Source organism: Microlunatus phosphovorus NM-1 (assembly GCF_000270245.1).
GTDB classification, from domain to species: domain Bacteria; phylum Actinomycetota; class Actinomycetes; order Propionibacteriales; family Propionibacteriaceae; genus Microlunatus; species Microlunatus phosphovorus.
This window is the reverse complement of the sequence record NC_015635.1, coordinates 2,430,454-2,456,286: the sequence shown is the minus strand read 5'-3', so window position 1 is coordinate 2,456,286 and position 25,833 is coordinate 2,430,454. Positions and strand designations below refer to the sequence as shown.

At 70.6% G+C, this 25,833-nt stretch carries 18 protein-coding genes; 16 read left to right on the top strand and 2 right to left on the bottom strand.

Going from position 1 to position 25,833, the window contains the following annotated elements; all coding sequences use genetic code 11:
• Window positions 1–8: 8 nt before the first annotated feature.
• Genes MLP_RS11050 through MLP_RS10980 form a run of 16 tightly spaced genes read left to right on the top strand, consistent with a single transcriptional unit; the run spans window position 9 to window position 24,271 of the window.
• Entirely contained in the window at window positions 9–2,183 is a 2,175-nt protein-coding gene (locus tag MLP_RS11050; protein ID WP_013863172.1) for a phage tail sheath family protein, read from the top strand.
• Entirely contained in the window at window positions 2,180–2,749 is a 570-nt protein-coding gene (locus tag MLP_RS11045) for a phage tail protein (RefSeq protein WP_013863171.1), read from the top strand. The genes MLP_RS11050 and MLP_RS11045 overlap by 4 nt, the downstream gene beginning before the upstream one ends.
• Window positions 2,749–3,549 (top strand): CIS tube protein, encoded by an 801-nt coding sequence (locus MLP_RS11040; RefSeq protein ID WP_013863170.1) that lies wholly within the window; start codon window positions 2,749–2,751, stop codon window positions 3,547–3,549. Before MLP_RS11045 ends, MLP_RS11040 begins: the two co-directional genes overlap by 1 nt.
• Window positions 3,550–3,554: 5 nt before the next feature.
• On the top strand, window positions 3,555–3,719 hold the full coding sequence (locus tag MLP_RS27960) for a hypothetical protein (protein ID WP_156821115.1): 165 nt from the start codon (window positions 3,555–3,557) through the stop codon (window positions 3,717–3,719).
• 3 nt (window positions 3,720–3,722) lie between these two features.
• Complete coding sequence (locus tag MLP_RS11035; RefSeq protein ID WP_013863168.1) at window positions 3,723–4,793, top strand: phage late control D family protein; 1,071 nt, start codon at window positions 3,723–3,725, stop codon at window positions 4,791–4,793.
• 1 nt (window position 4,794) lies between these two features.
• Window positions 4,795–5,517, top strand: coding sequence for a phage baseplate assembly protein V (locus tag MLP_RS11030; RefSeq protein WP_013863167.1), 723 nt, complete (start codon window positions 4,795–4,797; stop codon window positions 5,515–5,517).
• 4 nt (window positions 5,518–5,521) lie between these two features.
• Window positions 5,522–7,222, top strand: a complete 1,701-nt coding sequence (locus tag MLP_RS11025) for a hypothetical protein (protein WP_013863166.1) — start codon at window positions 5,522–5,524, stop codon at window positions 7,220–7,222.
• Window positions 7,219–7,617 carry a GPW/gp25 family protein gene (locus MLP_RS11020; RefSeq protein WP_013863165.1) on the top strand — a complete coding sequence of 133 codons (399 nt, stop codon included), beginning with the start codon at window positions 7,219–7,221 and terminating at the stop codon, window positions 7,615–7,617. Before MLP_RS11025 ends, MLP_RS11020 begins: the two co-directional genes overlap by 4 nt.
• A 10-nt stretch (window positions 7,618–7,627) precedes the next feature.
• Window positions 7,628–9,955, top strand: coding sequence for a putative baseplate assembly protein (locus tag MLP_RS11015; RefSeq protein ID WP_013863164.1), 2,328 nt, complete (start codon window positions 7,628–7,630; stop codon window positions 9,953–9,955).
• Between the two features lie 10 nt (window positions 9,956–9,965).
• Window positions 9,966–12,377, top strand: coding sequence for a phage tail protein (locus tag MLP_RS11010; protein ID WP_013863163.1), 2,412 nt, complete (start codon window positions 9,966–9,968; stop codon window positions 12,375–12,377).
• Between the two features lie 52 nt (window positions 12,378–12,429).
• The gene (locus MLP_RS11005; protein ID WP_013863162.1) at window positions 12,430–14,295 is read left to right on the top strand and encodes a hypothetical protein; all 1,866 of its coding nucleotides are present in this window, start codon (window positions 12,430–12,432) and stop codon (window positions 14,293–14,295) included.
• A 3-nt stretch (window positions 14,296–14,298) separates the two neighbouring features.
• Window positions 14,299–15,912, top strand: coding sequence for a hypothetical protein (locus tag MLP_RS11000; protein WP_041792037.1), 1,614 nt, complete (start codon window positions 14,299–14,301; stop codon window positions 15,910–15,912).
• Window positions 15,909–17,360 (top strand): hypothetical protein, encoded by a 1,452-nt coding sequence (locus tag MLP_RS10995; RefSeq protein WP_013863160.1) that lies wholly within the window; start codon window positions 15,909–15,911, stop codon window positions 17,358–17,360. Before MLP_RS11000 ends, MLP_RS10995 begins: the two co-directional genes overlap by 4 nt.
• A gap of 1 nt (window position 17,361) precedes the next feature.
• Entirely contained in the window at window positions 17,362–19,287 is a 1,926-nt protein-coding gene (locus MLP_RS10990) for an ATP-binding protein (protein ID WP_013863159.1), read from the top strand.
• A 2-nt stretch (window positions 19,288–19,289) separates the two neighbouring features.
• Window positions 19,290–23,687, top strand: coding sequence for a hypothetical protein (locus tag MLP_RS10985; RefSeq protein WP_013863158.1), 4,398 nt, complete (start codon window positions 19,290–19,292; stop codon window positions 23,685–23,687).
• An 8-nt stretch (window positions 23,688–23,695) separates the two neighbouring features.
• A complete protein-coding gene (locus MLP_RS10980; RefSeq protein ID WP_013863157.1) occupies window positions 23,696–24,271 on the top strand; it encodes a hypothetical protein in 576 nt (191 codons plus the stop codon).
• A 12-nt stretch (window positions 24,272–24,283) separates the two neighbouring features.
• Here the strand turns inward: MLP_RS10980 and MLP_RS10975 are convergent, their stop codons facing one another.
• Both MLP_RS10975 and MLP_RS10970 read right to left on the bottom strand, forming a co-directional pair.
• The gene (locus tag MLP_RS10975) at window positions 24,284–24,658 is read right to left on the bottom strand and encodes a hypothetical protein (RefSeq protein ID WP_013863156.1); all 375 of its coding nucleotides are present in this window, start codon (window positions 24,656–24,658) and stop codon (window positions 24,284–24,286) included.
• Between the two features lie 10 nt (window positions 24,659–24,668).
• A complete protein-coding gene (locus tag MLP_RS10970; protein WP_197536545.1) occupies window positions 24,669–25,736 on the bottom strand; it encodes an eCIS core domain-containing protein in 1,068 nt (355 codons plus the stop codon).
• Window positions 25,737–25,833 lie beyond the last annotated feature (97 nt).

The window sequence follows — 25,833 nt, the reverse complement described above, 5'->3', positions numbered from 1 at the left end:
GGGTTGAAATGGCGGCGTCCGGGCTCACCTTCGACGGCCGGCTCCCCGGAGTGGTCGTTGATGTCACCATGCCCGAACGGGAGTCCGCGATCCGGCTGGATGTGGCCGCCTTCGTCGGCTTCGCCGAACGCGGCCCGCTCGACGTCCCGGTGGCCCTCGAAGACGCGAACGGTTACGCTGGTGTCTTCGGCGGCGATCTGGTGCTGGCGAGCGACGGCGGTCGCCCGGTGGTCGCCCACCTGGCCGCGAGCGTCCGCGCCTTCTTCGACAACGGCGGACGCCGCTGCCACGTGGTTCGGGTCGCCGGCCCGGATGCGCAGCCCAGCCGATGGCGGATGCCCGGCCTGCGGATCGTGGACGGTACCGGCGCCAGCCACGAGGTCCTGGTGGACGCCGCCTGGTACGGGGCCTGGTCGAGAGGCACGCAACTGGCGGTCTCCGTGACCAGGCGTGCGCTCCCCCACCGTGGCCGCTACACCCGACGGGCGGGCGACCGGCCCGGCACACTGGCCCTGCCGGTGGGCGCCTCGGGGATCGTGACAGCGGGCGACCTGCTCGAACTCGACTTCGGCAACGACCTGCCACGGTTGTACGGCCGGGTGGGCGGCCGGCGCAGGGTGCCCGACGGTGAGGCAGCTGACGGAAACCTGCCCGGGGACGACCTGCTCGACATCGTCGGCGAGGTTGCCTGGAGGCCGCTCCCGACGCCGGTCTTCGACCCGCCGGCCGTCGGACTCGTTCCGTCGACGGCACCGCTGGTGGCCGTCCGCCTGGTGCGTTTCGACCTGCGGGTCGACCAGCTGGTCAACGGGGAGAGCCGCCTGCTCGAGCGGCTGACCGACCTCGGGCTGAACTCGTGGCTGGAGCGGTTGCAGCCGGTGATGGCAGGACAGCCGTCCCGCTCCCGTTCCATGGTGTTGCGAGCCGAGAGACACACCGCCGACCTGCTCACGGCGGGTGCGGTGATGGTTCCAGACACCGGCATCGCGGCTGCCGAGGTCCTCGCGGGCGACGACGGCCTGGCCGAGTTCGACCCGAGAAAGTGCTTCCTCGACTCCGATGTGTCCGGCGACACGGTCTCCTCGCTGGTCCCGCACATCGAGGCGCTCCTCTTCCTGAGCCCTCAGCCGATCGCGCTGCGAGGCATCCACAGCCTGGCCGCCATCGACGAGATCGGACTGATCGCCTGCCCCGACCTCGTCCACCGGCAATGGACGCCAGTGGCACCGCCGCCCCCCGAGGAGCCGCCGGAGCCGCCCGAGCCGGTGCCACCGGACTGGTCCTCCTTCCACTGCTGCGCGGCTCTCGACGAGGAACCCTCGCCGCCCGAGCCATCCGCGCCGCCCGACCTCGGCTCTCCGCCGGCGGTCCTGACGTCTCTGGCACTGGTCGACCCGGCCGGCTACGACCGCGAACCGGCACTCACCGTCCAGCGCGCCCTGGTCACGCTCTGCGCCGCGCTCACCGACCGGATCGCCGTGCTCAGCCTTCCCGCGCACCTGGACGCGCCGGACGCACTCGATTGGCAGCGTCAACTCAGCGAGACTCCCGCCCTCCGTGCCGACGCGGCCGTGGTGCCGCTGGCGTACGCCACCCTGTGGCACCCGTGGCTGCAACTCTCCGCGCAGGCCGCCGCCCCGCCGGACGGCGCCGTCGCCGGCATGATCGCCGCCCGGGAACTTCGCCGCGGGGTCTGGGTGGCCCCGGCCGCCGTTCCGCTGCGGGGGCCGGTGGCGCTCGCCGGACCACCGCTGCCCGAGCCCGACGTGAAGCGGCTGTTCGACGCGCACGTCAACGTGATCCGGCAGGGGCCACGCGGGTTCGCCCCGATCAGCGCCCATACCCTCGCCGACGACCCATGGCTGCAGCTCTCGGTCCGGCGCACCATCAGCTGGTTGCGCAAGCTGGTGCTGCGGACCGGCCGGCGTTACGTCTTCGAGGTGGCAAACGACTCCTTCATCGCGATGGTCACCCGGCGGTTCGAATCCCTGCTCGCCCGGCTCACCGACGCCGGCGCCTTCCACGCTGCCTACGTCGAGGTCGCCGGCCCGTCCCCCGACCCGGCCGCGGACGCCCAACTGGTCGTGCACCTGCACGTGGCCCCGACCTCCCCGATCGAGTTCATCACGGTCACCCTGTTGCGCACCGGCGACGGTCTGCTCGAGATCGGAGGCCCGTCATGACCGGGCTGATGGGGGTCTTCCGGTTCCAGGTGTTGCTGGATCTCGACATACCGCTGGCCGGCCTGAGCAGCCCGCTGTGTGACGGCGCGTTCGCCGAGTGCGACGGCCTGGAGCTCACCATGCAGCCCACCACCGTCGAGGTGGGCGGCCTGAACAACGCCCAGGTGCACCTGATCGGGCGGACGACCGGCGCCCAGCTGGTGCTGCGGCGCGGGATGACCTCCGATCTGCAGTTGTGGACCTGGTTCGCGCGGGGCACCCTGCCGGGCTCCGTGGTGACCGCGCACGGCCAGATCTCCGTCCTGACCGCGGACGGTGAACCAGCAATCTCGTTCGCCCTCGACGGGTGCCTGCCGGTCCGCATCAAGGCGCCCGGGCTGCAGGCTCGGGGCGACCAGGGAGTCGCGATCGAGGAACTCGCCCTGGTGTACCGCAGCCTCCGGGCGATCCCGCCAGGCGGTCTCGGGGCGTCGGCGTCCGCCGGTGCATCGGTGAGCATGAGCGCCGGGCTGTCGGTCTCCGCCGGAGCGTCCTTCGCCGCCTCGGCCTCGATCGGAGGATTCTGATGGGCAGCGCGAGGCTCACCGAATGGAACATGGGGGCCGGAGAGCCGGTCAATGGCGGGATCGACCTGAATGTCGACTTCGATCCCAACTCGCTCTCGCTCAGCTACACCCCGACCGGCACCGCGGATGGCTCCGCGGACGCCGACAACCGGCTGGCCAACAAGGCCGCCGCCCAGCAAACCGGACAGAGCTCGACCCTCACCGTCGAGCTGACCTTCGACACGTCCACGACCGGCACGTCGGTGCAGGAGAAGACCGACCTGCTGGTGAAGCTCACCCTGCCGGACAACAAGAAGCGGCGGGTGGTGCAGTTCAGCTGGGGCACCTTCCTGTTCTTCGGCTCGGTCAACACGATGAGCCAGACCATCAACTACTTCTCCGCCGACGGCGTGCCGTTGCGCGCCGTGGTGAACCTCACCTTCGCCGCGGTCGGGCCACCGAACCGCGACAACGCCCCCGCCTCGGCGAATCGACCCAGCACTCCCTTTGGCGCAGCCGCCTCGGTCGGGTTCGGGGTGAGTGCCGGAATCGGGTTGGGTGCTGGGGCGTCCGGGTCGGCCGGGCTGGGGATCAGCGCCGGAGCGTCGGTCTCGGGAGGCGCCGGCGTCGGCGGCGGGATCGGCACCACGCCGCTGGCCCAGAGCCGCTCCGGGGAGACCATCGCCTCGCTCACCGCCCGCGCCGGCGGCGGAGCCGACTGGAAGGCGGTCGCCAGCGCCAACGGGATCGACAACCCGCGAATGCTGGCCGCCGGCACCGTGATCAACCCGCAGGCCTGCATCGAGATCAAGGGAGCGTGACCCCCATGCCTATCCAGATCAACGAGGTCGAAGTCGTCCCGCCGCCCCCGCCACCGGCACCCCCCGCGGCTCCCCGAACGCCGGCCGCACCCGGGCAGGACGTCACCGAGCAACTCGCGGTCTGGCTGGACGAGCGGACCCGCCTGGCCCACCGGCTGCGAGCGGACTGAGCAATGAGCACCCTCGCCGCCTATGTCTCGACACCCGCCTTGCGGGTCGCCGGGCAGGTCCAGCCCGAACTCGCCGAGAACCTGCTGGACCTGACCGTGGAGTCCGACATCGTCGGGCTGAGCCGCTGCGTCTTGACGGTACGCAACTGGGGGCTGCGCAACAGCCGCTCCGACTACCTCTACAGCGACCGCGACCTGCTCGACTTCGGCACTGAGGTAGCCGTCCACCTCGGGCCGGACGACACGGAGGTGTTCACCGGCACCATCAGCGCGATCGGGGCGGACTACCCGCTGGACAGCGTCGCGCGCACGACGGTGCACGCCGAGGACGCCCTCTACGACCTCCGGATGGCACGCCGCTCCCGGAGCTTCGCGGACAGCAGCCTCGCCGACATCGCCGGCACGATCGCCGGGGAGCACGGTCTGCAGGCCCGCGTCGACGTAGGCAAGGTGCAGCGGGCAGTGATCGCCCAGCTCAACCAGTCCGACCTCGCCTTCTTGCGGGGGCTGGCCCGCCAGGAGGACGCCGAGGTATGGCTGGACGGCAACGTGCTGCATGTCTCCCGGCGCCCCGACCGCGGCGTCGGGTGCGACACCCCGCGGCTCAGCTACGGCTCCAACCTGCTGTCGTTCCGGGTGCTGGCCGACCTCGCCGAGCAGGTGAGCGAGGTGCGGGCGACGGGCTGGTCGGTCTCTGACAAACAAGCCATCGACGAGGCGGCCGGCGCCGGTGAACTGGGCGCCGAGCTGGGCTCGCTCACGTCCGGCACGAGACTGCTCGAGCAGGTGCGCGGCAAGCGCACCGAGCCGCTGGTACGGAGCGTCCCGCTCGCGGCCGGCGAGGCGAAAGCACTGGCAAAGGCCGCCTACCTCGAGCGTGCCCGCCGGTTCGTCACCGGCACCGCCGTCACCGGCGGCACCCCCGCCGCGCAGGTGGGCGGACCAGTCGAGCTCATCGGACTCGGAACGCTGTTCGACGGCCGCTACGCCGTGACCCGGGTGCGCCACCGGTTCGATCTGCAGCGCGGCCTGCGCACCTACCTGGACGTGGAACGCCCCGGGATCGGAGGCTGACATGAGCGCATTCACCGAGCTCGACCCGAGCGCGACCGACCTCAGCCTCGCGGCCCTGGTCGGCGATCCCGGACGGCACTACTACGGGGTCTATCCCGCGGTGGTGACCGACAACCAGGACCCCAACGGCGAGGGCCGGGTGCGGATCCGACTGCCCTGGGCGCCCGACCCCGGCTCCGCCGAGTTCAGCCCCTGGGCCCGGCTGGCCACCCTGAACGCCGGCAACAACCGCGGCAGCTGGTTCGTCCCCGAGGTGGACGACGAGGTGCTGGTCAGCTTCGGCGGTGGCGACCCGCGCGACCCGTACGTGGTCGGCTCGCTGTGGAACGGCCGGGATTCCGCCCCCGAGAAGATGGACGCCGACAACAACGTCCGCTCCCTCACCTCCCGCAGCGGCATCAAGATCACCCTCGACGACACCCGGGGTTCGGTCACCCTCACGCTGACCACCCCGGGGGGTCAGCAGGTCGAGCTCACCGACGCCGGCAACAAGGTCACCGTCTCCGACAGCAACGGCAACTCCCTGGAGCTGGCCCCCGGCGGAGTGTCCCTGACCGCGGCCAGCAAACTGTCGATCTCCGCGCCGACGATCAACATCGACTGCGGCTCGGCGAACGTGACCTCGGCGATGTGGTCCTACTCGGGCGTCATCCAGTGCAGCGCAGCCATCGCCACCTCCGTGGTGGGCACCAGCTACACCCCCGGCGCCGGGAACATCTGGTGACGCCATGACCCAGACCGTGATCCCCACCCGGGTGCTGCCGATCCCCAAGCACACCTCCGCCGACCTGCAGTGGCTGGCCCCGTCCCCGCTCTGGCAGGGATCCGTCGGTCCGGCAGCCTCCGGGATTGCCCAGCCTTGGATCGCCGAGTTCCGCACCGACGACTTCGTCGGCGAGTTCACCCGGCTGCTGGTCGGCGGGCACGCCGACGACCTGGATCAGACCAGCCCGGCGGTGGCCGCTGGGACCAGCTCCGCTACCGGGCCGTTCCGGCTGTACCAACCGCTGAGCATGCGCTACTACCTCGTCACCGCGACCCTCGCCTGCCGCCGGCCGGGCATCCCCGACCATCTCGCTTCGGCGCAGGAAGGTGAGCGGGTCTTCTTCGTGCTGCGGCAACGCACCACGGACGGCACCGAGCTGGCCCTGGTCGACGGGCAGTGGCAGCCGGTGGCCGGCGACGTCCTGGCCGAGGGCGAGGAGGAGCACCCGCTGCACTCCGCCCCGGTCACGGGGTTCGGCGCGCCCGGCACCACTGCCGCCCGGCTGGGTCTGCCCGCCGATCGTCAGGCCGCCCGACGGGTCTACTACGGCTACATCCCGGTCACCCGGCGGGAGTCGGTCGCGCCCCGGATGAGCGACCCTGCCAAGACCCTCGAGTCACTGTTCGGTCCGCTGGGGCCGAACAATCCACTGCCGACCCCACTCAGCATGATCGAGCACCCCGCGGTCGACGCCCTGGTCGACCGGGTGGTCGTCCCCTGGACCCTGCTGCGCAACACGCAGCTCGCCCTCAGCCCGAGGAACATCCAGTACGGCTCGCTGTTCGTGCTGCTCGACCTGATGGCCTGGCTCAAGCAGGAGCAACTCGCCGTCTACCAGCGGATCGTGCTGAACACCGGCCTGCCGAGCGGATCGGTTGCCCAGAAGCTGTTCGACGGGCTGAACGGCATCGAGATCCGGGTCGACGGCGCCGATCAGAAGCTGACGACCGCGCTGAGTGGGCTGGTCACCCCGACGGACTACCTTCCGCTGACGACTGGGGACGACACTCCCGGGAGCCCGCCACACACGTACGACCTGCGCACGAACACCAGTCCGGCGCTGCCTGCCACCTGGCTGCTGGGGCACCAGGTCGCCGGCAGCCTGACGAACCTGGCCGCCGACGCCATGACCGGGATTCCGCCGCGGCTGCCCCCCGAACTGGAGGGCATGATCGGCCTCCAGGGCCCCGGCCGCACCCCGAACGCCGACGGCGCCCCCGCCGCCGAGGCCCGGTACGTCATCCGGATGGTGTGGACCAGCCCGCCCTGCCGTCCGGTGCTGAGCGAGCCCACGCGGGCGTTCGAACTGGCGCGGGCGATGGACGCGGACGCGCCTGCCCGTCCGATCCTGATCCAGATGCCCGACATCAACAACCTGCGGCAGTTCAACCGCGGGGTCGCCATCGAGATGCCGCCCTCGCTGCGCAAGGTGCTCACTCAGGTGACCCCGAAGATCCTCAAGGAGGAAGGTCTCGACCAGGGGCTGGAGGTCCAGCTCGGCAAGATCTGCTCGCTGTCGCTGCAGATCATCATGCTGGTGGCCTTCATCGTGATGTTCATCTTCCTGATCTTGTTGAACATCGTCTTCTGGTGGCTGCCGTTCCTGAAGATCTGCTTCCCCGTGCCGATGCCCGCCAGCACCACGAAGGGACCGAAGCCATGACGCTCACCGGCCTTGACCTCTACGGAGTGGGGATGTCCTTCCCGCCACGGGTCGGCCCCGACGGGTCAGTGGCGTGGTCGGCCGGCGAGCTGAACGTCCGCGAGTGCATCGCCACCATTCTGCGCACCCTGCCGGGCGAACGGGTGCAGCGGCCCGGGTTCGGTTGCGGGGTCGACCGCTACCTGTTCGAGCCGAACACCGTCGCGACCCTGCGGCTGATCGTCGAGGACATCCAGCAGGCACTCGGCCGCTGGGAGCCCAGGATCCGCCTGGACGATGTCACCGCGACCGTGAATCCCAGCGACGTGCGCGCCGTGGACATCACCGTCAGCTACACCCTGATCGCCACCGGTGTGGCAGAGCGGGTGTCGATGACCCTGAGCCGGGACACCTGAGGAGGTCGCCGTGAGCCTGAACATCCCCGTCCTGGACAACCGCAGCTACGACCAGCTGGTCGCCGAGGTCAAGGCACGCATCGCCGTCCACACCCCCGAATGGACGAATCTCAATGCCAGCGATCCCGGCATCACCCTGCTGGAGTTGTTCGCCTTTCTCACCGACAACCTGCTCTACCGCAGCAACCGGATCCCGGAAGCGAACCGGCTGAAGTTCCTCTCCATGCTGGGGATCCCGTTGCAGCCCGCCACTCCCGGGCTGGGCCTGGTCACGGTCACCAATGCCAAGGGCCCGATCGAGGCCGGCCCGGTGCTGCCGGCCGGCACCGAGCTGCGGGCCGGCCAGGTCGCGTTCGCCACCGCGACCACGCTGCCCGTCCTGCCGGTGACCGCCCAGGCATACATCAAGCGGCCTCACACCCCGGACGCCGAATCGCGGCAGCGCTACGAGACCGTCTACCAGACCTTCCTGGAGACCGACACGACGATGCTGAGCTACTACGCGCCGGTCAGGCTGGAGGAGCCGGTCACCGGCAAGCCGGACGCGGTGGTCGACCTCGTCGACTCCGAGCACGGCACCATCGACCGGTGTCTGTGGCTGGCGCTGCTGGCGCCCAACGCGGATCTGGCAGCGGTCCGGGCAGCCATCGCCAACCAGACCCTCTCCATCGGGGTCTACCCCGCGGCGCGGATCGACGGCCGCGCACTGATCACCCCCACCATGAACAGCGACACCATCGACCCGGGCCTGTTGGTCGAGATCGCCGAACCGGATCCGTCCCCTCTGGCCGGTGAGGGCTTCGGCATCGGCCCGGCCCGGTACCGCCGACTCGAGCAGAGCTACGCCGAGCCCGTTCTGGAGGCTCCCGGCGTCATCCAGGTGAAGCTGCCGCCCTTCGAGAAACTGCTGGTCTGGGCCTTCGACCCCGCCGAGGAGGGAGCCGGCGACTACCCGCCGAGACTGGACGATCCGGAGGTCTCCAGCCGGCTGGTGACCTGGCTGCGGCTGCGCTATCCCACCGACCCGCACGCCGCGTCCGAGGCTGAGGCCGAGCCCAGCCCAGAACACGCGGCTGACGACGGCAAGGATGGCTGCTGCTGCTGTGGGGACGGCTTCGACCTGCTGGGCAGCCCCGAGCCGTCCACCAGGCTGACCTGGGTGGGGGTGAACGCCGTCCGGGTCGCCCAGGCGGTCCAGGTCACCGACGAGCAGCTCGGCCTCGGGACCGGCACCCCGTTCCAGGTCTTCACCATGGCCAATTCGCCGATCATCGTGGACGTCGAGCACCCCTTCCTCGTCGAGGTTCGCGACGACACCGGCAAGGACCCCGACACCTGGGTGCGGTGGCAGGAGGTCGACGACATCTTCGCCGCGGGTCGTGACGAGCAGGTCTACCGCCTCGACCGGGCCACCGGACAGGTCACCTTCGGCTCCGGGCTCGCCGGGGTGAGGGTGCCACGCGGGGCCTTCGTCCGGGTCACCTATTGGTACGGCGGCGGGTTGCTGGGCACCCAGCCGATCGGGGCGATCAACTCCAGCGCCGCACTCCCGGGCGGGTTCACCGTGACCAATCCGCTGCCGACCTGGGGAGCCGGCGCCGGCGAGTCGGTCGCCGATGGCGAGGCGGCGATCTCCAGCTGGTTGCGGCACCGCGACCGGCTGGTGACCGCCACCGACTTCGCCGACCTCACCCGGCGCACGCCAGGCGTCGATCTGGGACGCGTGGAGGTGCTGCCGCTGTTCCATCCGGAGGCCGATCCCACCCAGCGGGTGCCCGGGGTGGTGACCCTGATGGTGGTGCCGCGCTCCGACCCGCTGAACCAGCAGTCACCCACCCCCGATCGACTCTTCCTGAACGCCGTCTGCGCCTGGCTCGAGCCGCGGCGACTGATCACCACCGAGCTCCACGTCCGCGGGCCCGAATATCTCAAGGTGTGGGTGTCGGTCGGTGTCGTGCCAGTTCCCGGGCAGGTGCCGGCGGTGGTCGAGCAGGCGGTGGCCGCAGCGGTGCGCAACTTCCTGAGCCCGCTCACCGGTGGGCTGGAGGGCAACGGGTGGCCTCTCTCGCTCACCCTGCGCACTCAGGACGTGGAGGCGATCGCCACCCGCGTGCCGGGGGTACGGTACGTCCACTCCGTCCTCATGGCCGCCGCGCTGCCCAGCTCCAGCGGGGCCACGGTGGTCGTCTCACCGCTGCCCTCCGTCGCCCTGACCGGCCTGCAATTGCCGGATGCGACCGTGCTGGTCAGCACCGGCGAAGCCCAGGATCCGCGGGCCCAGGCGCAGCCGATCCCGCTGACCCTCGTCTCCGTCCCGGTCGTGCCGGCGACCTGCTAGGGGGCTTGGGATGGACATCCAGGGATCGCAGTTCCACCTGCTGAACGGACCGGCGGACTGGGGAGCGTGCATCGACACCGCCCTCGATCTGCCGCTCCGCGAGGCGGGCGCGATCGAGCCGACCCCGGAGCTCTCCCGCCCCGACAGCGCCTGGGAGTACGACAGCGGTCGCGACTGGCTACGGTTGCGTCGCGACACCGCCCGCTTCCAGCAGGCTCTGCGCACCGACCCGCTGACCCCGGACGCTCGCCGCGGGGCCGGGCGGGACCGTTATGGAACCTGGTACTGGATCGACACCGACCGTCGTACGATCCGCCACCGCGAGCAGGGCAGCCGGGCCGCCAGCACGTGGTGGACGATCGACGACCTGCACCTGCACTGCAGCTGCGTCACGCTCGCCGGCGGCCGGTTCGGCAGTGTCACCAGCTGCCCGCCCGATCCGGCGCGGTTGGTCGGACTGACCGTCACCACCAGGCACTACCTCGTGGTCGGCTACGACGGCCCGGACGGCTCCGGGCTGTTCGTCTTCGACCTGCACGCCGGGGGCCGGCCCGAGCGAGTCACCTTCGGGGCGGCACCGTTCGCCCCCTGGGATCTCGCCGACCTGCCGGACGGTGGCGTGCTGGTGCTCGACCGGGAGCACGGCAGCTACTGGCAGCTGGACAAGGACTTCCGGGTGGCCGGCCAGGAGAACGCCCGAGTCGGCAGCTTCGCCGATCTCGCTGCCGACGGCGCGCTGACCGTCCGCAGCTACCGGACCGAACCCAGCACTCCCGGCTGGGCGCTGGCGAATGCCGACGGCGACCCGATCCACCCGGTGAGCATCGAACCGGGCCCGGATGACACGGTCCTGGTGCTTGAATCCGACCCGGCCACCGGCTACTCGATCGTCAGCTGCTTCGACCACGACGCGCTGATCTGGGTCCGACCACTACGAGACATCATCGAGGTGATCGACCTCGACGACCCCGACCACGTCTCTCGCCGGATCTCGTTGTTTGCCCACGACTTCGCCTATCTGACTGCGGGCAGCACGCGTCCGCTGGAGAGCCCGCTGCTGTACCTCGCCGACGCCCAGGGCGACCAGGTGGTCGCCTTCGCCCTCGACCCCGCCACCGGCGAGCTGGTCGCGCGCGACGACTTCCTACCGCTCCGCCGCTGGGCCGCCCGCGGCCTCGTCCGGGCCGATAGCACCCTGTGGTACGACTTCGGCGAGCGCTGGATCGAGGTCGGTGTGTTCACCGAATGCCGGTTCGCCGGCACCGCCACCCTGGTCACCGCGTTGCCCGCGGGCGGCTTGCCGGGCGAGCCGTTCGACTCCCAGCTGCCCGGCTGCGTCTGGCACCGGCTGCTGCTGGACGCCCTGGTGCCGTCCGGCACGTCGATCCAGATCGAGGCCCGCGCCGCCGACCAGGTCGAGGTGCTCACCGCCCAGCCGTGGCTCGCCCAGCCCGCGCCGCTGCTGCGGGGTGGCGGCTCCGAGCTGCCGTGGGCCGATCCGTGGCGCGACCAGCGCGACCCGCAGAACCCCGCGGCGGCGCTGCCCGACGGCCTGGGGACGGTGGAACTGCTCTTCCAGCACGTCGTCGGGCGCTACCTGCAACTACGGATCACCCTCGCCGGCGGCGGACGGGCGTCGGCTGCGATCCGGTCCCTGCGGGCCTGGTTTCCACGGTTCTCCTACGTCCAGCACTATCTGCCGGCCGTGTTCGCCGAGAACGACCGTGCCGAGACCTTCCTGGAGCGCATGCTGGCCAACCCGGAGGGGGTCCTGACCACCCTCGAGGAGAAGATCGAGCACTCCCACCTGCTGCTCGACGCCCGTACTGCCCGCGACGTCGACCTGGACTGGCTCGGGCGGTGGTTCGCGCTCGTGCTCGACCCGGCCTGGGCGGTGGACCGCCGGCGTTTCCTGATCGAGCACGTCGACGCCTTCTACCGCCGCCGCGGCACCCCGGCCGGGCTGATCGGCATGCTGCGGGTCCTGTTCGACCCGCAGATCACCGCCACCGACGTCTTCCGGATCCGCCGGGTGCCTGCCACCTACTCCAGGATCCGGCTGGTCGAGAGCTTCCTCACCCGTGGCCCCGGCCTGGACCACGTCCGGCAGGCCGCGCACCGGTTCGTACTGCAGGTGCCCCGCTGCTTCGAGGCCGGGCAGGCCGATCTCGCGAACCGCATCGTAGAACAGAGCAAGCCGGCGCACACCGCGTTCACCCTCGAGCTCTACGACAGCACCTTCGTGGTCGACTCGGCCCGGCTCGGGCTCGACACCGAACTCGGCGACAGCCGGCAGTTCACCCCCATCGTGCTCGACCGGACGCCGGTTGCGGCCGGCTACCTGAGCGCCACCTGGCCGTTCGACATCACCGACCGGCTGGTCTCCGACCGTGACCGTCTGCCGGAAGGGCCACCGCTGTGACCCGCCGTTCCCGCAATCCCATGATTCGCCACTCGATGGAAGAGGACCAGCGATGACCCAGACCTGCATCTCCACCAGCACCGTCACCTCCAGCCCGGACCAGCGGGTGGCCTACGCCCACGGCATGGTGCTGGGCGTCGACGATCTCGTCACCGAGCAGAACTACTGGCTGTACCACCGCTATCTCGCGCAACGCGGGCTGGCGGGCATGGGGACCGTGTACGGCCTCCAGGTGACCGCAAGCGCCGTCGATCGCGATGCCGAGGTGAGGGTGAGCCCCGGCCTGCTGGTCGACCAGTTCGGCCGGGACGCGGTGATCCGCTGCCCCCAATGCGCCCGCCTGGGGCAGTGGCTGACCGCCCGGGAGCTGGCCCAGCCGGGGACGATCGGCGAGCACCGCGATCCGAGTGGAGTGCTCACGGTGTATGTCGTCGCCCGCTACGACCAGTGCCTGGACACCTTCGTGCCGCTGCCGGGGTCGCCGTGCAGCACCAGCGACGAGCTCATGACGCCGTCTCGGATCAGAGACTCCTGGGAGGTGGATCTCAGCTTCGACCGTCCTGCGATGCCGCGCTGGGACACCGACCGGCGGCTGGCTCGGCTGCTGTCGCTGGTCGATGCCGTCCCCGGTCTGCCTGAGGCTGATTCCGACGAACCGGAGCTGATCGCCGCCGTGCTCGACCTGATCAACCAGGCCGACGACGGACCAGGCGAACTGTGGCCGCCGACCTCCCCGCCCGATTCGGCCCAGCTCCGGTTCACGATCCCGGCCGAGGCCGCCCCGGACGTCCTCGACCGGCTGTTCGTGGTCTGGGTGACCCAGGTCCGTCCGGTGCTGCTGCCCGATCTCACCAGCCCACCCGGGATAGTGACGCCGAGCGATCCGGCCCCGGTGCCGGAGATCTTGCTGGCCACCCTCACCTTCAGCGCCGCGGATCCGTTCGACGTCGCCTCGCCCGAGATCGCCGGTCCCGTCGATGTCGACGACGCCGGGCGTCCCTACCTGCTGCACAGCCAGCTGCTCCAACTGCTCGGCGTGCTCGAGGACGACGAGGTGGTGCGGCCGCAGGAGATCGCGCAGCTCTCCGCCCAGGTGACGACCGAAGGCCAGTTGGCCGCCATCTCGGTATGGTTCAGCGCGGACGGCATCGGCCAGGTCGACCTCCCCGAGCGGGTCATGGTCACGCTGTCCGACGGCACCGGCCGCGAATATCGCAGCAGTCCCGTCCCGTCCGGACCGTTCTCCGCCCGCTGGCGGCTGATCCCGGTGACGCCGACGTCGTTCCTCACGGTGACCGACGGCGAACTGGTGCGGGTCACCTTCAGCGGCGCGGACACCCAGATAGGCACCACGGCCGAGTCCCGCGCCCTCAGGCAGGTCATCGACGACGGGCTCGTCCTGGTCAATGCCGACGCCGAGGGCAACGTCGCGGCCTACGCCACCGCCTGGATCGACCAGGTGGGGACGGTCGTGCCACCCGCCAGTCCGCAGGCCAGCGTCGAGTTCGCCACGCTCACCCCGTCCGTCCGGGAGAACAAGGTCCCCGAACTCGAGATCTGGTTCCACCCCCAGCCGCGCGGACCGGTCGATGACGTGCTGCTGTTCCCCGACCAGGACCTGGCGGTCGAGGTGTTCGACGAGCAGACCGGCAACGCGGTGCCGATCCAGCAGACCACCCGGCACCCTACGTACACCAACGTGTGGACCATCGTGACCGACGCGCCGAGGGACGGCCGTCAGCCCTGGCCCGCCTACCTGCGACTGCGGTTCATCGTCGACAAGATCGTGGTGGAGGTGCGGGGCAACCAGCTGACCCTGGGCGACTGGATCGACAAGGCCGAGATCTTGTTCATCGGCTGGGACCCGCGAGAACGCATCGTGACCGGCTTCAGCAGGCATACCGTCCAGGCGAGGTGAGTGATGTCCGCCTTCACCGTCGGAGGACATTTCCCCGACACCACCAGCCCCGGCATCACGCCCGGGCTGCGGTGGCCGAGCTACCGCAGCGGCCGCGTGCTGACGGCGACCGACCTGACCGCCGACCAGCAGGCTGCCCGGGCACGCGACCGGCTGCTGGGACGCGCGACCGGCCACGGCGTCGTCTCGGGTTTTACCGTGGCGACCTCCGCCGTCCAGACCCGGGAGTCCCCGAGCAGCAGCGGCGGCAACACCCTCACCGTCAACCCCGGCGCCGGGATCACCCGCAGCGGGGATCCGGTCAGCCTGGAGCTCCAGACCACACTGCCGCTGATCGGGGTGCTGGCCGAGGCGGAGCTGCCCAACGTGGCCGGCTTCCACTGTTGCGGATCCACCTCGGCGTCCACCACCGGGGCGCTGCTGACGGCCGGTGCCTATCTGTTGGCGGTCCGTCCCGCCGAGCGCACCGAAGGCGGCAAGTGCGCCGGCCAGTGGACGGTGGCCGGACTGGAGTTCCGGGCGATCGCGCTGCCCGCGTTGACGACCGTCGGCGGACGTCCGGTGACCGCCCAGAATCGCCGCAACCTGCTGGCGATGTGGTGCCTGGGCGCCGACTCCCACCTCGGCACCCCCGACTGGGGCGGACTGCCGGCCGAGCTGTACGGCAAGCACGTGCCGACCGGGACAGCGAGCCTGCTCGATCTGACCGGGGACGACCTGCCGCTGGCGGTCTTCTGGTGGGACGGCCTGCAGATCGCCGACCTCGATCTGTGGTCGGTGCGCCGGCGGATCACCGAGCCCGAACCGGCCGACCCGACCTTCGGCCTGCTCACCGGCGACGAGCGGATCGCCTCGGGGCAGGCTCGGTTCCACCAGTTCACCGCGCAGTGCAACCAACTGGCCAGGGAGAACCAGGCCAGCAGCACCGTGGCGAGCGAACGGTTCGGCCTGCTGCCGCCGGCCGGCTTCCTGCCGATCGGTGCCGGCATGCTCGACGAGCAGCTGGAGTCGCTCAGAGACACCCTGGCGCGTTTGAGGGACTGGCTGGCCGACGGCGGGGCCGGTGTCTCGCGAAGCCGGTACCTCAGCCTGCTCAGCTGGCTGGAGCAGGCTCTGGCGCGGTGGACGGCACTGCAGGCAGGATCCGGCTCGGGGTTCGTCCCGGAGGCCTTCTTCGGCAGGTTGGCGCGGTTCGGTGGGCTGATCGACTGGGATCTGGCGGAGTTCGCCCTGCGGGATTCATGGCACCGCCGCCCGGTCCCGACGACGCCCCCCGACATCACCCTGGTGGATGCGCAGCAGAAGGACGCGGCCTCCGGACTGAGACCAGACCTGGGCGCACACCTCAGGGAGACCAGGGCCACCTCACGGGCTGCACAGACCCCGTTCGTCTACTACCTCGTCCAGCAGCAGCTGTTCCCGCCCACCCAGGTGCTCCCGCTGGACCTCACTCAACCACCACCGGAGTCCCCGCCACCGAGCGGATCGCCGAGCCAGCTGTACGTCTTCTTCGTCGCCGGCTGGACGGTCGGCGCCCGCACCACGATGCCCGCACGCCTGCTTCTGGAAGAGCAGGTGCTCGACCTGCTCAGCAGTGGGAAGCTGTTCGGGCGGTGACCGTCGACCTGGTCGTCGAGCGACTTCGAGCGGTCACCCCGGCCGGAATGGCGAGAGTGGCCGCGGAGGTTCTGCTGCGCCCGGCCGCGGACCTCGCCCGGGATCGTCGGGTGTTGATCGTGCGTCGGCTGCGGGTGGACGCAGCCGACCCGGCCGCAGCGCGGCTGAAGTTGGTGCGATTGATGGAGCGGGCGGTGCCGGGCAGCGACCCCACCGCCCCGGAGGCAGCGGCGGTCGTGTTCGACGATCTGGTCGACGCGCTGATGGTGATCACCCGCGACCTCGCCGAGGGAGTGGCCGGCGACCGCTGGTACTGGACGTCCTGGCTACGCCGGGCCCGCAGCCATGGAGGATCGCCGCTGTACGGGGTCTGGCGCGAACACCACGCCTGGCTGCCGGCGGCGCTGCGCGAACTCGCAACCACCAGCCCGGAGGTCGTCGAGCGGGCGATCGGCCTGCTCGACGACCCCGAGCGGGAGGTGCTCGGCCGTCTGCTGCCCGCGTCGGCGCTGGCGTCGGAACGGCGGTCGTCACGACACGAACCCAGCCCGGCAGAACCTGCCGTCGGCCACCCTGCCGATCGCCGGAGGCCGCCGCCGGCAGCGCCGTATCCCCACCCTGGCAGCGGCCGTCGGCGCCGGACCCAAGCTGGACAGGCGAAATCACGGCCCGCGCGACCCGTCCGCGTGGTCAGGCAATCGCCCATCCCGGCTCCAGCGCAGCAACCGGATCGCCGCGCGGCCCGTACCGCTCCAGCCGGCGCTGCGATCCGCCGGGCGAAACACGGTCGGATCGCCGGGTTCACCCCGCGCCCCGTCGACCGGGCGCGGGTCGGCCGCGCAGCTCGGCCGGTTCCGGCCCGGCGCAGGCCCTGGCATCGTTCGCTCGCCAACCTGGTGCCACCCGTGCGCACGGGACGCCCGCGGGTGGTGCCCGTCCGACGACCACTGGCGCCGGCCCGGCGCAGCACCGATCAGTTTCCGGTCGCCGCCGTGCCCAACCCGACCACGTGGTCGGACGGCATCGCGACCAACCACGCCAGCGCGCTCTATCTCCTGCACCTGGTCCTGCGCCTCGGCGGTGAGGAGGCCGGCTACGCCGATCTCGCCCGGTTCGCGCTGTGGCTGCTGCGGCACCAGCCGCGGCGACCACGCCGGCTGCGGGATCCGCTGTGGCCGCTGCTCATCGCGCTGGACGAGGAGCCTGCGGCCGTCCCTCGCGGGCGGCCGGTCTGGTGGCGGCAGGCCGCCGCCTACCTCGACGACGCCGGCCTCGATCTCGACAGCTTCGAACAGCCCGGCCTCGTGGCGGTCACCCGCACCCACCTCGACGTCGTCCTCGGCCTCGACCAGATCGACTTCGCCGTCCGGATGGCGGGCCTCGACCAGGATCCGGGCTGGGTGCCACAGCTGGGCCGCGTGATCAGCTTCCACTTCGAGAGCAGCTGACATGGCACCCATCGACCAGGTTGTCGGCCGGGTGGTGCAGCGGATCCGGGAGCGACTGCAGGACACCGCCGCTACCCTGCCCGACCTGACCTGGCTCCCCGAGCCGGCTCCGTCGGCGCCGAACGAGGGTGGCCCGCTCGCCCGGCTCGCGCCGATCGAGGCCGATGTCCTGGTCGCCGCGGGTCTGATCGAGCTGGACATCAGGTACGGCTCGCTCTTCGCCGTGCTGCAGGATCCGCTGCCCGCCCGGCGTCCCTGCATCGGCCTGCTCACCTGGCTGCTGGGTGACAGCGACGGGGACGTCACCGCAACCTGCCACGACCTGGTGCGCCGAGGCCTCCTGGCGGTCGACAACAGCGCCGATCCCCGCGCGGAATGGACGCTGCGGGTGCCCGTGCCGGTCTGGGACGCGGCGCGCACCGGCAGCATCGAGCCCCGGACCCTGCCACCTCAGCTCACCCTGCGCACCGAGTTCCCGGCCCTCGCGGAGGTGGCTGTCGGCCCGGGTCAGGAGGCTCTGCTGGTGCGCCTGCCGGGCCTCCTCGCCGACCCCGCCCTGAGCGCACTGGTCGTCCGGGGACCACGAAGCAGTGGCCGGACCACGCTGCTCGGTGCGGCGGCGGCGACCCTCGGTCTCCAGGTGCTGGTTCACGACGGCGACGCCGGCGCGCCGTCCTGGCAGGTGTTCGAGGCCCTGACCAGGCTGACCCCTGTCCTTCCGGTGGTACGGGTGGACCCCGGACCCGGAGAAACCCTGGAACTCCCGCCCCTGCGCGGACTGGACCGCCCACTGGGCGTGGTCGCCGGCCGTTCGGGTGGCCTGACCGGGACTGGTCTGGATCACGCGCTCACCGTCACCTTGGGGCCCGCTGGACCGGATCGCCGACGGCAACTGTGGATAGCGGGCGGACTCCGGGCCGGGTCGGCGGACGCCGACGAGATCGTCGAGCGGTTCCTGCTCACCCCGGGCAATATCCGGCGGGCCACGCCGGTCGCCCGGCTGCAAGCCCTCGCCGCAGGCCGCGAGCAGGTGGTCGCCTCGGACGTGCGGGCTGCCACCCGGACGTTGCGTCGCCAGGAACTGGAAACGCTGGCAACCTTGCTCGAGCCGCTGCCGGCCGGGACCGGGCCCGTGCTCTCGCCTCCGGCCCAGGAAGAGTTCGACACCCTGATGCGTCGGTGCCGGCATCGCGAACGCCTTACCGAGGCCGCAGCGCAGCCGGGCGTGACCCGCGGCGTCCGGGCGCTGTTCTCGGGCGGCAGCGGCACCGGCAAGACCTTGGCCGCGCGGCATCTGGCCGCGCTGCTCGACCTCGACCTGTACCGGATCGACCTGGCCGCCGTGGTCAACAAGTACATCGGTGAGACCGAGCGCAATCTCGACCGGGTGCTTGCCCGCGCCGAGGAGTTGGACGTCGTGCTGCTGCTCGACGAAGGCGACGCCCTGATGGCCAAGCGCACCGACGTCGCCAACGCCAACGACCGGTACGCCAACCTGGAGACCAACTTCCTGCTGCAGCGGCTAGAGACCTTCGACGGCATCGTCATCATCACCAGCAACGCCGCCAGCAGGATCGACCGTGCCTTCCTACGCCGCATTGACGTGACCGTCGAGTTCCTGCCGCCCGACGCCGGCCAACGCTGGCAGATCCTCCTGGCCCACCTCCCCCTCGACCACGAGGTCGAGTCCCGGATACTCGACGAGGTCGCCCGGCGCTGCGATCTGACCGGTGGCCAGATCCGCAACGCCGCCCTGCACGCCACCCTGCTGGCGGTCGACGGCAGCCATCCGTTGGGCTCGGCCGAGCTGCTGGCCGGCATCCGGCGGGAGTATCGCCGCAGCGGAGGCGCCTTCCCCCTGGCCGGGCTCAACGGCGCCGGCCACCGCGTTCCTGCCGTCTCCCGGGGCGACTCGCCCGCAAGCTAGCGATGCCCGAGCGCGCCCTCATCGAGTTGCCGGCCCGCAGATCGCGGGAACCGGAGGGCGCGAGCACGTCCTGGTCCAGTCCGGCCGGACGACGTGCCCCGGTCTGGAGCCGGCGGCTGGACGAGCGAACCCCCGCACCGGAGGAGGACGACCAACGGCAGGCGGAGCCCGGCCGCGTTCCGACCTGGAGCGCAGGCCTGCCGAAGCTGACGGACGGCACCGGGGGCTCGGAACCCGAACCAGAAGCCGACCTGACCTCCGCCGTCCCACACCCGACCCCGACATCGGAACAGACGACCGAGCCGGCATCCCTTCCCAACGCCGTGCCCGAGCCGGCTGGCACCACGTCCGTCGGCGACGCCGGTGAGGCTGTCACGGGTTCGACGACCGTTGCCCAGGAAAGCCCGTCGTCGGAGCAGGAGAGCTTCGAGGACAGGCTCGACCAGGCCTCGCCGGAGTCCAAGGAGGATGAGGAGGCGGAGGCGGCGGAATCCGAGTCGCCTCCGGCTACGACCGCGGGGATGGCGGCACCGGCGCCCCCCGAGGAGAACCCGGCGCCGCTCGCAGAGGACGTGCCCGGGGCCGAGGCCGCTGCCGGGGTCGAGGCGCCGGTTCCCGAATCCGCCCCCGAGCCCGAGGCCACCTCGGCTCCGGAGCCGGCGGAGGCGGACGCCGAGCCTGAGACCATTGAACGGGAGAACGTACAGGTCGAAGCCCGGCAGGAGCAGGAGGGCGACGAGCGCGTCACAGCCGAGGAAACCGCCGAACACGATCAGGAGGCCGCCGAGACCGCGGCGGAGTCCGGGCAGGCCACAGCCGGCGGCGAGCTCTCCGGGGGCGAGCGGGATGTCGGCCTCGCCGGTCTCGCCGAGCCAGTCGAAACCGGTGGCTCCCCTGCCGGACCCGGTGGGGGTGGCGGCGGCGCCCTTCCGGAACCACCGAAGCCGGCCCCGCTGCCCGACACCTCCGGCATGTCGCCCCAGGCGGGACTCGGTGCCGTCGCCAAGCTGAAGCCGCTGCAGGCGGCGCAGGCACTCGGTGGGGTGGCCGCCGCTGTCGACACCGCGGCGCAGCAGGAGGCTGAGCAGCTGCAGGCGCTGCTCCCGATCGTGGAGGTCGGTGGCGATGGCAGCGGCGGCTCGGCGGTGGTCCAGCAGTCGGAGGCCGGCACCGGCGACAAGGTGGAGAAGATCGAGGGCGGGCCTTCCCAGCCCACGCCGGCGCCGCCACCTGCACCTGAGCCGGGCCCGGCACCCACCGCGGCGATCCGGACCCCCACCGTCGCAGACTCCGATCAGGGGAAGATCCGGCCCGAGGATGCCCAGCGGGTGGCGACCGCGATCGACTCCATGCCGACCACCGATCCCTCCATCGACACCTCGGCCGGACCAGCGCCCCAGCTGGAGCGGACCGGGGACGCAGACCCCGCCCTCATCGGCGGCCAGCACGCCGAGCTCGACGCCACCATCGCCGAGCAGCGGACACAGGGAGCAGCCGATCTCGCGGCACCGGCGGGCGAGCGTGAGGTACGCGACCGCTCGCCCCGCGTGGCTGTTGAACGCCCGAGCATCGCCGTACCCGCCGGTGCGTCCCGGCTCACCACCCCGGCAGACGACGAGGCCGTGGGCATCATCGCCGAGGAGAAGCAGGGCGCGCAGGTGCGCGCCGAGATCGCCAAGGCCCAGGGCGGTATGGCGTCCGAGCAGGAGGCTCACCGCGCCAAGGTGAGCGAGGAGAAGACGAAGAGCGACGTCGAGATCGCCACGGCGAAGGCGGAGAACGCCAGGCAGCAGCAGGACGAGAAGAACCGGGTCGCGACCGAGGTCGGCGAGGCCCGGGCCGAGTGGAGTTCCGAGCAGTCCGCGAAGGTCAAGGAGACCAACGACAAGGCCACGCAGGAGGTCGCCAGGACGGAAGCGGAGATCTCCAAGGAGGAGACCAAGGGCGACCAGGATGCCGACGCCGAACTCCGCAAGGGCGAGGTCGAGGCCCGCGAGGCCAAGCAGACGGCCGAACGTGACGCCGCTGCCAAGAAGCAGGAGGCCGAGCGCAGGAAGGCCGAGGAGTCCGGCGGCATCTTCGGCTGGATCGCCTCCAAAGTGACGTCCTTCTTCAACGCGCTGAAGGACGCCATCACCAAGGTCTTCGACCTGGCCAAGGCCCTCGTGAAGAAGGCGATCGACGCGGCCAAGAAGGCCGCGCTCGCTGTGATCGAGCGCGCTCGCAAAGCCGTCGTCGGTCTGATCAAGGCGGTGGGGGCGGCACTCATTGCGCTGGGCGACGTCCTGCTGGCGGCCTTCCCCAGCCTGCGCAAGAAGTGGCGCGCGTTCATCGAGGACAAGGTTCGCAAGGCCGAGGCCGCGGTCAACAAGCTCGCCGATGCGCTCAAGAAGGGCATCACGAAACTGCTGGACGCCCTCGGCAAGGCCTTCGAGTTCCTGCTCGACCTGTACCAGAAGGGCCTGCTGGCCGTGGTCGGGATTGCCCAGAAGGCGGCGCTGGCGGCGGTCAACGCGGCGAAGGCGATCGCGGCCGCCATCGGCGCCTGGGTGGGGATCATCAAAGACATCGCGGCGAGCCCGGTCGCCTGGATCCGCAACCTCGGAGCTGCCGCGATCGACGGCGTCAAGAACCATCTGTGGAAGGCGTTCAAGAAGGCGGTCAAGGAGTGGTTCGACGCCAAGCTCGAAGAGGTGCTCGGGCTGGGCACCGCCATCTGGAACGTGCTGAAGAACGGCGGCATCGCGATCGCCGATATCGCAAGGATGGTGTTCGAGGCGCTCAAGAGCGCGATCCCGACGGCGCTGATCCAGCTGCTGATCGAGAAGCTGGTCGCCATGATCATCCCCGCCGCCGGTGCGGTGCTGGCGATCATCGAGGGTCTGCAGGCGGCCTGGGGCACCGTCCAGCGGATGCTCAGCGCCTTCGGCAAATTCATCGCTTTCCTCAAAGCGGTCGCCAAGGGCGGCGCCGGACCGCAGTTCGCCGATCTGCTGGCCGCCGCGGCGATCGTCGTCATCGACTTCGTCTCCAACTGGCTGCTGAGACGACTGGTGAAGCCCGCGTCAAAGGTCGGCGGCAAGATCAAGGCGATCGCGCAGAAGATCCTCGCCAAGCTCAAGAAGGTAGCGAAGAAGGCGGTCACCAAGCTGAAGCGTGCCTTCCGCAAGGTGAAGAAGAAGGTCACCGACTGGCGCAAGAAGCGCCAGGCCCACAAGGACGCCAAACGCGGCAAAGACCCGAAGGCCGAGGCCGCCCGCCGGAAGAAGGCGAAGGAGCAGGCCAAGCAGAACCGACTCGAACGGGCAGTGAAGGCGATCGGGCCCGCGGCGGAAGCGATGTTCCGCCGGGGGGTCGGCAGCCTGCGATTGAAGGTCCAGCTCGGCTACTGGCGGCTGCGCTACAGACTGACCTCGCTCAAACTGGAGAGCGGGACCCTGGTGGCTCGCGTGAATCCGAGCTACGGGTTGACGAAGGCGCAGCAACTCGAGCTCGGGGCGGCCCTCGAACCGATCCTCCAGGCTGCGGAAGCGCAGTACCTTGCCGAGTACGAGGCGGCTCGCGAGAAGGAAGCCCGCGGTGAGGACCTCTCGGAGGACGACCCACTCAGGCATCACTCGACCGAGACCCAGCTCTGGTTCCTGAGGGCGGCCAGCACGGGCGAGGGCGTGAGCTGGGGCACGTCCAAGAAGGGAGCACGATACGTCGGGAAGGCAGCGGCTCCCAACGGCGTGGAAGTCACCTCCCTGAAGCATCGTGGGAAGGGCGAGCAATCGACGACACCCGGTGACGTACGGGCAAACCTCGTGACGACCGTGATCCCCATGCGGGCCGGCCGTGGCGGAGACAGCTACCACGGCATCGCCAAGAAGGAGCGCGCCCTGGAGATCAGCGAGAAGACCGACACGATCCTGGAGCTCGAAGGCGCCCGTAAAGCCGGGATGTCCAGTGCCCTGGATCTGTCGTGGGCGACCGCTGAGGCCCAGGTCGCGGCCACCCCCGAGGAGAAGCGAGCGAGTACGAGCCGCCGACTGGCGAGGGAGAACCTCACGACCCACAATCCGATGGCGCCGAAGAAGGCTGCCTCTGCCGCTTCAACGGAGGCGAGTGCGTCCGGTGCGTCCGACAACAAGAAGCGGAAGCTCACCAAGAAGGAGAAGCTCAACAAGAAGGCGATAGCCGAGCGAAAGCGCCGCGTCGCCCAGATCTTTCTTCGGATGCGCGAGATGGTCCGGACCAACAAAGATGTGTTCGGGGACAGGTCATCTGCATTGGCAGGCGTGGCCGAGGCCTTCCGACAGTGGCTCGACGCAAGGAAACTGAGCCCGTCTGCCTCCGACGAGCAGTTGGAGGCACTCAAGGCGAAGCTGGTGGTCTTCCTCAAGAACTACAAGCGTTAGGAGTTGTGATGGGCGATCACTTCTACTTCGTGTTCCCAGGGGACACCAGCACTGATCACGCGGTCACGCAGGTCGACGATGCCGTGCACACGTTGTGGCCGAGCGGCACGGCGGCGCCCCACCACGCCCGACTGAGCGCGTCCACCGAGGTGTACACCTGGGCACCGCAGGAGCTGGGCTCAGGGAGAGTGAGCCTGACCCTCAACAATGCGATTCCCGCCGCGTTCGTCAGCGTCGGTGACGGTGCATCCCCCGAGCAGGTAGCTCAGTTCGGCGCCAGACTCGGCCTGCCGACTGTTCGTGAGCACACGGCTCTCGCTGCACAGGCCCCGGCCGACACCGGTGCACTGCTGCGTGCGGCGCTCGCCGCAGGACCGAAGAAGGACAAGGCTCTATTCAGGCTTGTGGTCGCAGGTCTCGAGGCCGGGGACGCCACCGTACGAGGGGCCGCGATCCAGGCTGCTGCGCTGCTCGCGTGGCCGGCTCTTGCCGAGCACCTGCTGCTGGCAGCGTCCGTCGAGACCGACAGCGACCTCAAGCCGCTCCTGGGGGTCGCGCTTCGTAAGTGCACACCCGGCAGCTGACGGCGAGACTCCTCAGCCGGCAGAGGTTGCCAGGACGTACAGCGTGCCGCCCTGGTGGCCGGCGACCAGCCAACCGCTCGGGGAGGCAGGGCGCACAGTCTGGTCAGCCAGGGATGCCGGGTCTGTTGGCCACCACTCGGGTGGATCGCCAGGTTCGGTGAACCAGCCCGACGGCAACATCACGAGCGAGTATGCCGCAGCTTCGGCGGTCGTCAGACCGGCAGCGTCCAGCAGCGCAGGGAGTGCGTCCATCGGGATGTCGACTGCGGCGTAGCGGACCTGGTAGTCGAGTTCGCCGGGAGCCACGAAGGTGTGGACGCGCACCGGGTACCCAGGGTCGACCGCGGTCCCGAGCATCCGCTCGACAAGGAGGTGATCGTCGCTCACTCCTCCCTCCTCACTTGTTCAGGTCCTCACTGGACTGGGTGCCGACGTCGCCGCCGACCGGCCCACCCGCCACGTCGCCGGCGGCGATGTCGGCGACCCCACGGTCCTTCTTGTCGCCGACGGAGACGGGAGCCTTCATGCTGCCCCACAAGCCGCGATCATCGCTGGAGGTCTGGCTCACCGCCGCCGATTCGCTGTAGATGTGGAACGGCCTCCCCGGCAGGAGCGCCGCTGCCACCCGGACCTTCTGCTCGCCGGCCTCGGACCGTCCGGAGTTCTTGCCCTTGGGATCGAAGTCCCAGTAGTCGTAGAAGGTCATGGTGCCGACGAAGGTCCAGCTCCCGTCCGCCTTCACCGAAACGGTTCCGGTGTAGGTGATGGTGAAGTTGCCCAAGGTGCCGTTGGTGCGAGCCCCGCCCCAGCCCTTGGCGACGATGCTCTTGGTGCCACCACCGGCAGCAGCGAGCTTCGCCACCTCCGCCATGAAGACGGTGCTGCGCCGAAGGTCCACGATCGGGTTGCAATCGATCATCTCCTGGAGGGTCAGGGTGAGGGCCTTGCCGGTGTCGTCCATGTAGTTGTCCAAGAACTTGCGCGGCAGGTAGTGGTCGAAGAAGCCCTTCCACATCCGGCGCTCGAGAAAGGTGGCCGCCCGCAGGCGCACGACATCACCGCCCTCGGCGACGTGGGCCAGTTCGTGCCGCATCAGTGCGGAGTCGTCGACGGATTCCCCCTCTGCCAGGAAGATGTCCCTGCCGTGGGTGGCTGCACGCGCACCGAGCAGCCCAGCGAACTCACGGTCCTCCGGGCCCTGGTGCACCCGTGCACCCGCGCCCTCGACGCCCGCCGCGCGTTCCAGAGCAGCTGGGACGGCCGAGCCCGCGTCCGAGGCCAGCGGCGATCGGCCGGTGGGCGCCGCCCCCGCACGCCGCGGCGCCGCATGTCCCGCCTCGGCGTTCTCGGCCGCCTTCTCCGTCGGGCCGCGACGGGGACCGACCCGAATGCCAGGTCCGGACGCCCAGACCGGGGTCGCGGCACCCTGGGCTGAGGCGGAGGCCTGCTCCTGCGGTTGGGGCATCGGCTTTCGCCGCCTGGTGTCCTTGTCCGCCTGCATACGCCTGCTCCGCCCGGTCGCGGTCTGGGGTTCCCCTGACAGGTTCCTGCACGGGAGTCAC

What these genes read in the sequence shown, in the direction of transcription:
- MLP_RS11035 (WP_013863168.1), top strand. Translation starts at nt 3,723, where the DNA reads ATGAGCACCCTCGCCGCCTATGTCTCGACACCCGCCTTGCGGGTCGCC.
- MLP_RS11030 (WP_013863167.1), top strand. Translation starts at nt 4,795, where the DNA reads ATGAGCGCATTCACCGAGCTCGACCCGAGCGCGACCGACCTCAGCCTC.
- MLP_RS11045 (WP_013863171.1), top strand. Translation starts at nt 2,180, where the DNA reads ATGACCGGGCTGATGGGGGTCTTCCGGTTCCAGGTGTTGCTGGATCTC.
- MLP_RS10985 (WP_013863158.1), top strand. Translation starts at nt 19,290, where the DNA reads ATGCCCGAGCGCGCCCTCATCGAGTTGCCGGCCCGCAGATCGCGGGAA.
- MLP_RS11025 (WP_013863166.1), top strand. Translation starts at nt 5,522, where the DNA reads ATGACCCAGACCGTGATCCCCACCCGGGTGCTGCCGATCCCCAAGCAC.
- MLP_RS11050 (WP_013863172.1), top strand. Translation starts at nt 9, where the DNA reads ATGGCGGCGTCCGGGCTCACCTTCGACGGCCGGCTCCCCGGAGTGGTC.
- MLP_RS27960 (WP_156821115.1), top strand. Translation starts at nt 3,555, where the DNA reads ATGCCTATCCAGATCAACGAGGTCGAAGTCGTCCCGCCGCCCCCGCCA.
- MLP_RS11020 (WP_013863165.1), top strand. Translation starts at nt 7,219, where the DNA reads ATGACGCTCACCGGCCTTGACCTCTACGGAGTGGGGATGTCCTTCCCG.
- MLP_RS10990 (WP_013863159.1), top strand. Translation starts at nt 17,362, where the DNA reads ATGGCACCCATCGACCAGGTTGTCGGCCGGGTGGTGCAGCGGATCCGG.
- MLP_RS10970 (WP_197536545.1), bottom strand. Translation starts at nt 25,736, where the DNA reads ATGCCCCAACCGCAGGAGCAGGCCTCCGCCTCAGCCCAGGGTGCCGCG.
- MLP_RS11040 (WP_013863170.1), top strand. Translation starts at nt 2,749, where the DNA reads ATGGGCAGCGCGAGGCTCACCGAATGGAACATGGGGGCCGGAGAGCCG.
- MLP_RS11005 (WP_013863162.1), top strand. Translation starts at nt 12,430, where the DNA reads ATGACCCAGACCTGCATCTCCACCAGCACCGTCACCTCCAGCCCGGAC.
- MLP_RS10980 (WP_013863157.1), top strand. Translation starts at nt 23,696, where the DNA reads ATGGGCGATCACTTCTACTTCGTGTTCCCAGGGGACACCAGCACTGAT.
- MLP_RS11010 (WP_013863163.1), top strand. Translation starts at nt 9,966, where the DNA reads ATGGACATCCAGGGATCGCAGTTCCACCTGCTGAACGGACCGGCGGAC.
- MLP_RS11000 (WP_041792037.1), top strand. Translation starts at nt 14,299, where the DNA reads ATGTCCGCCTTCACCGTCGGAGGACATTTCCCCGACACCACCAGCCCC.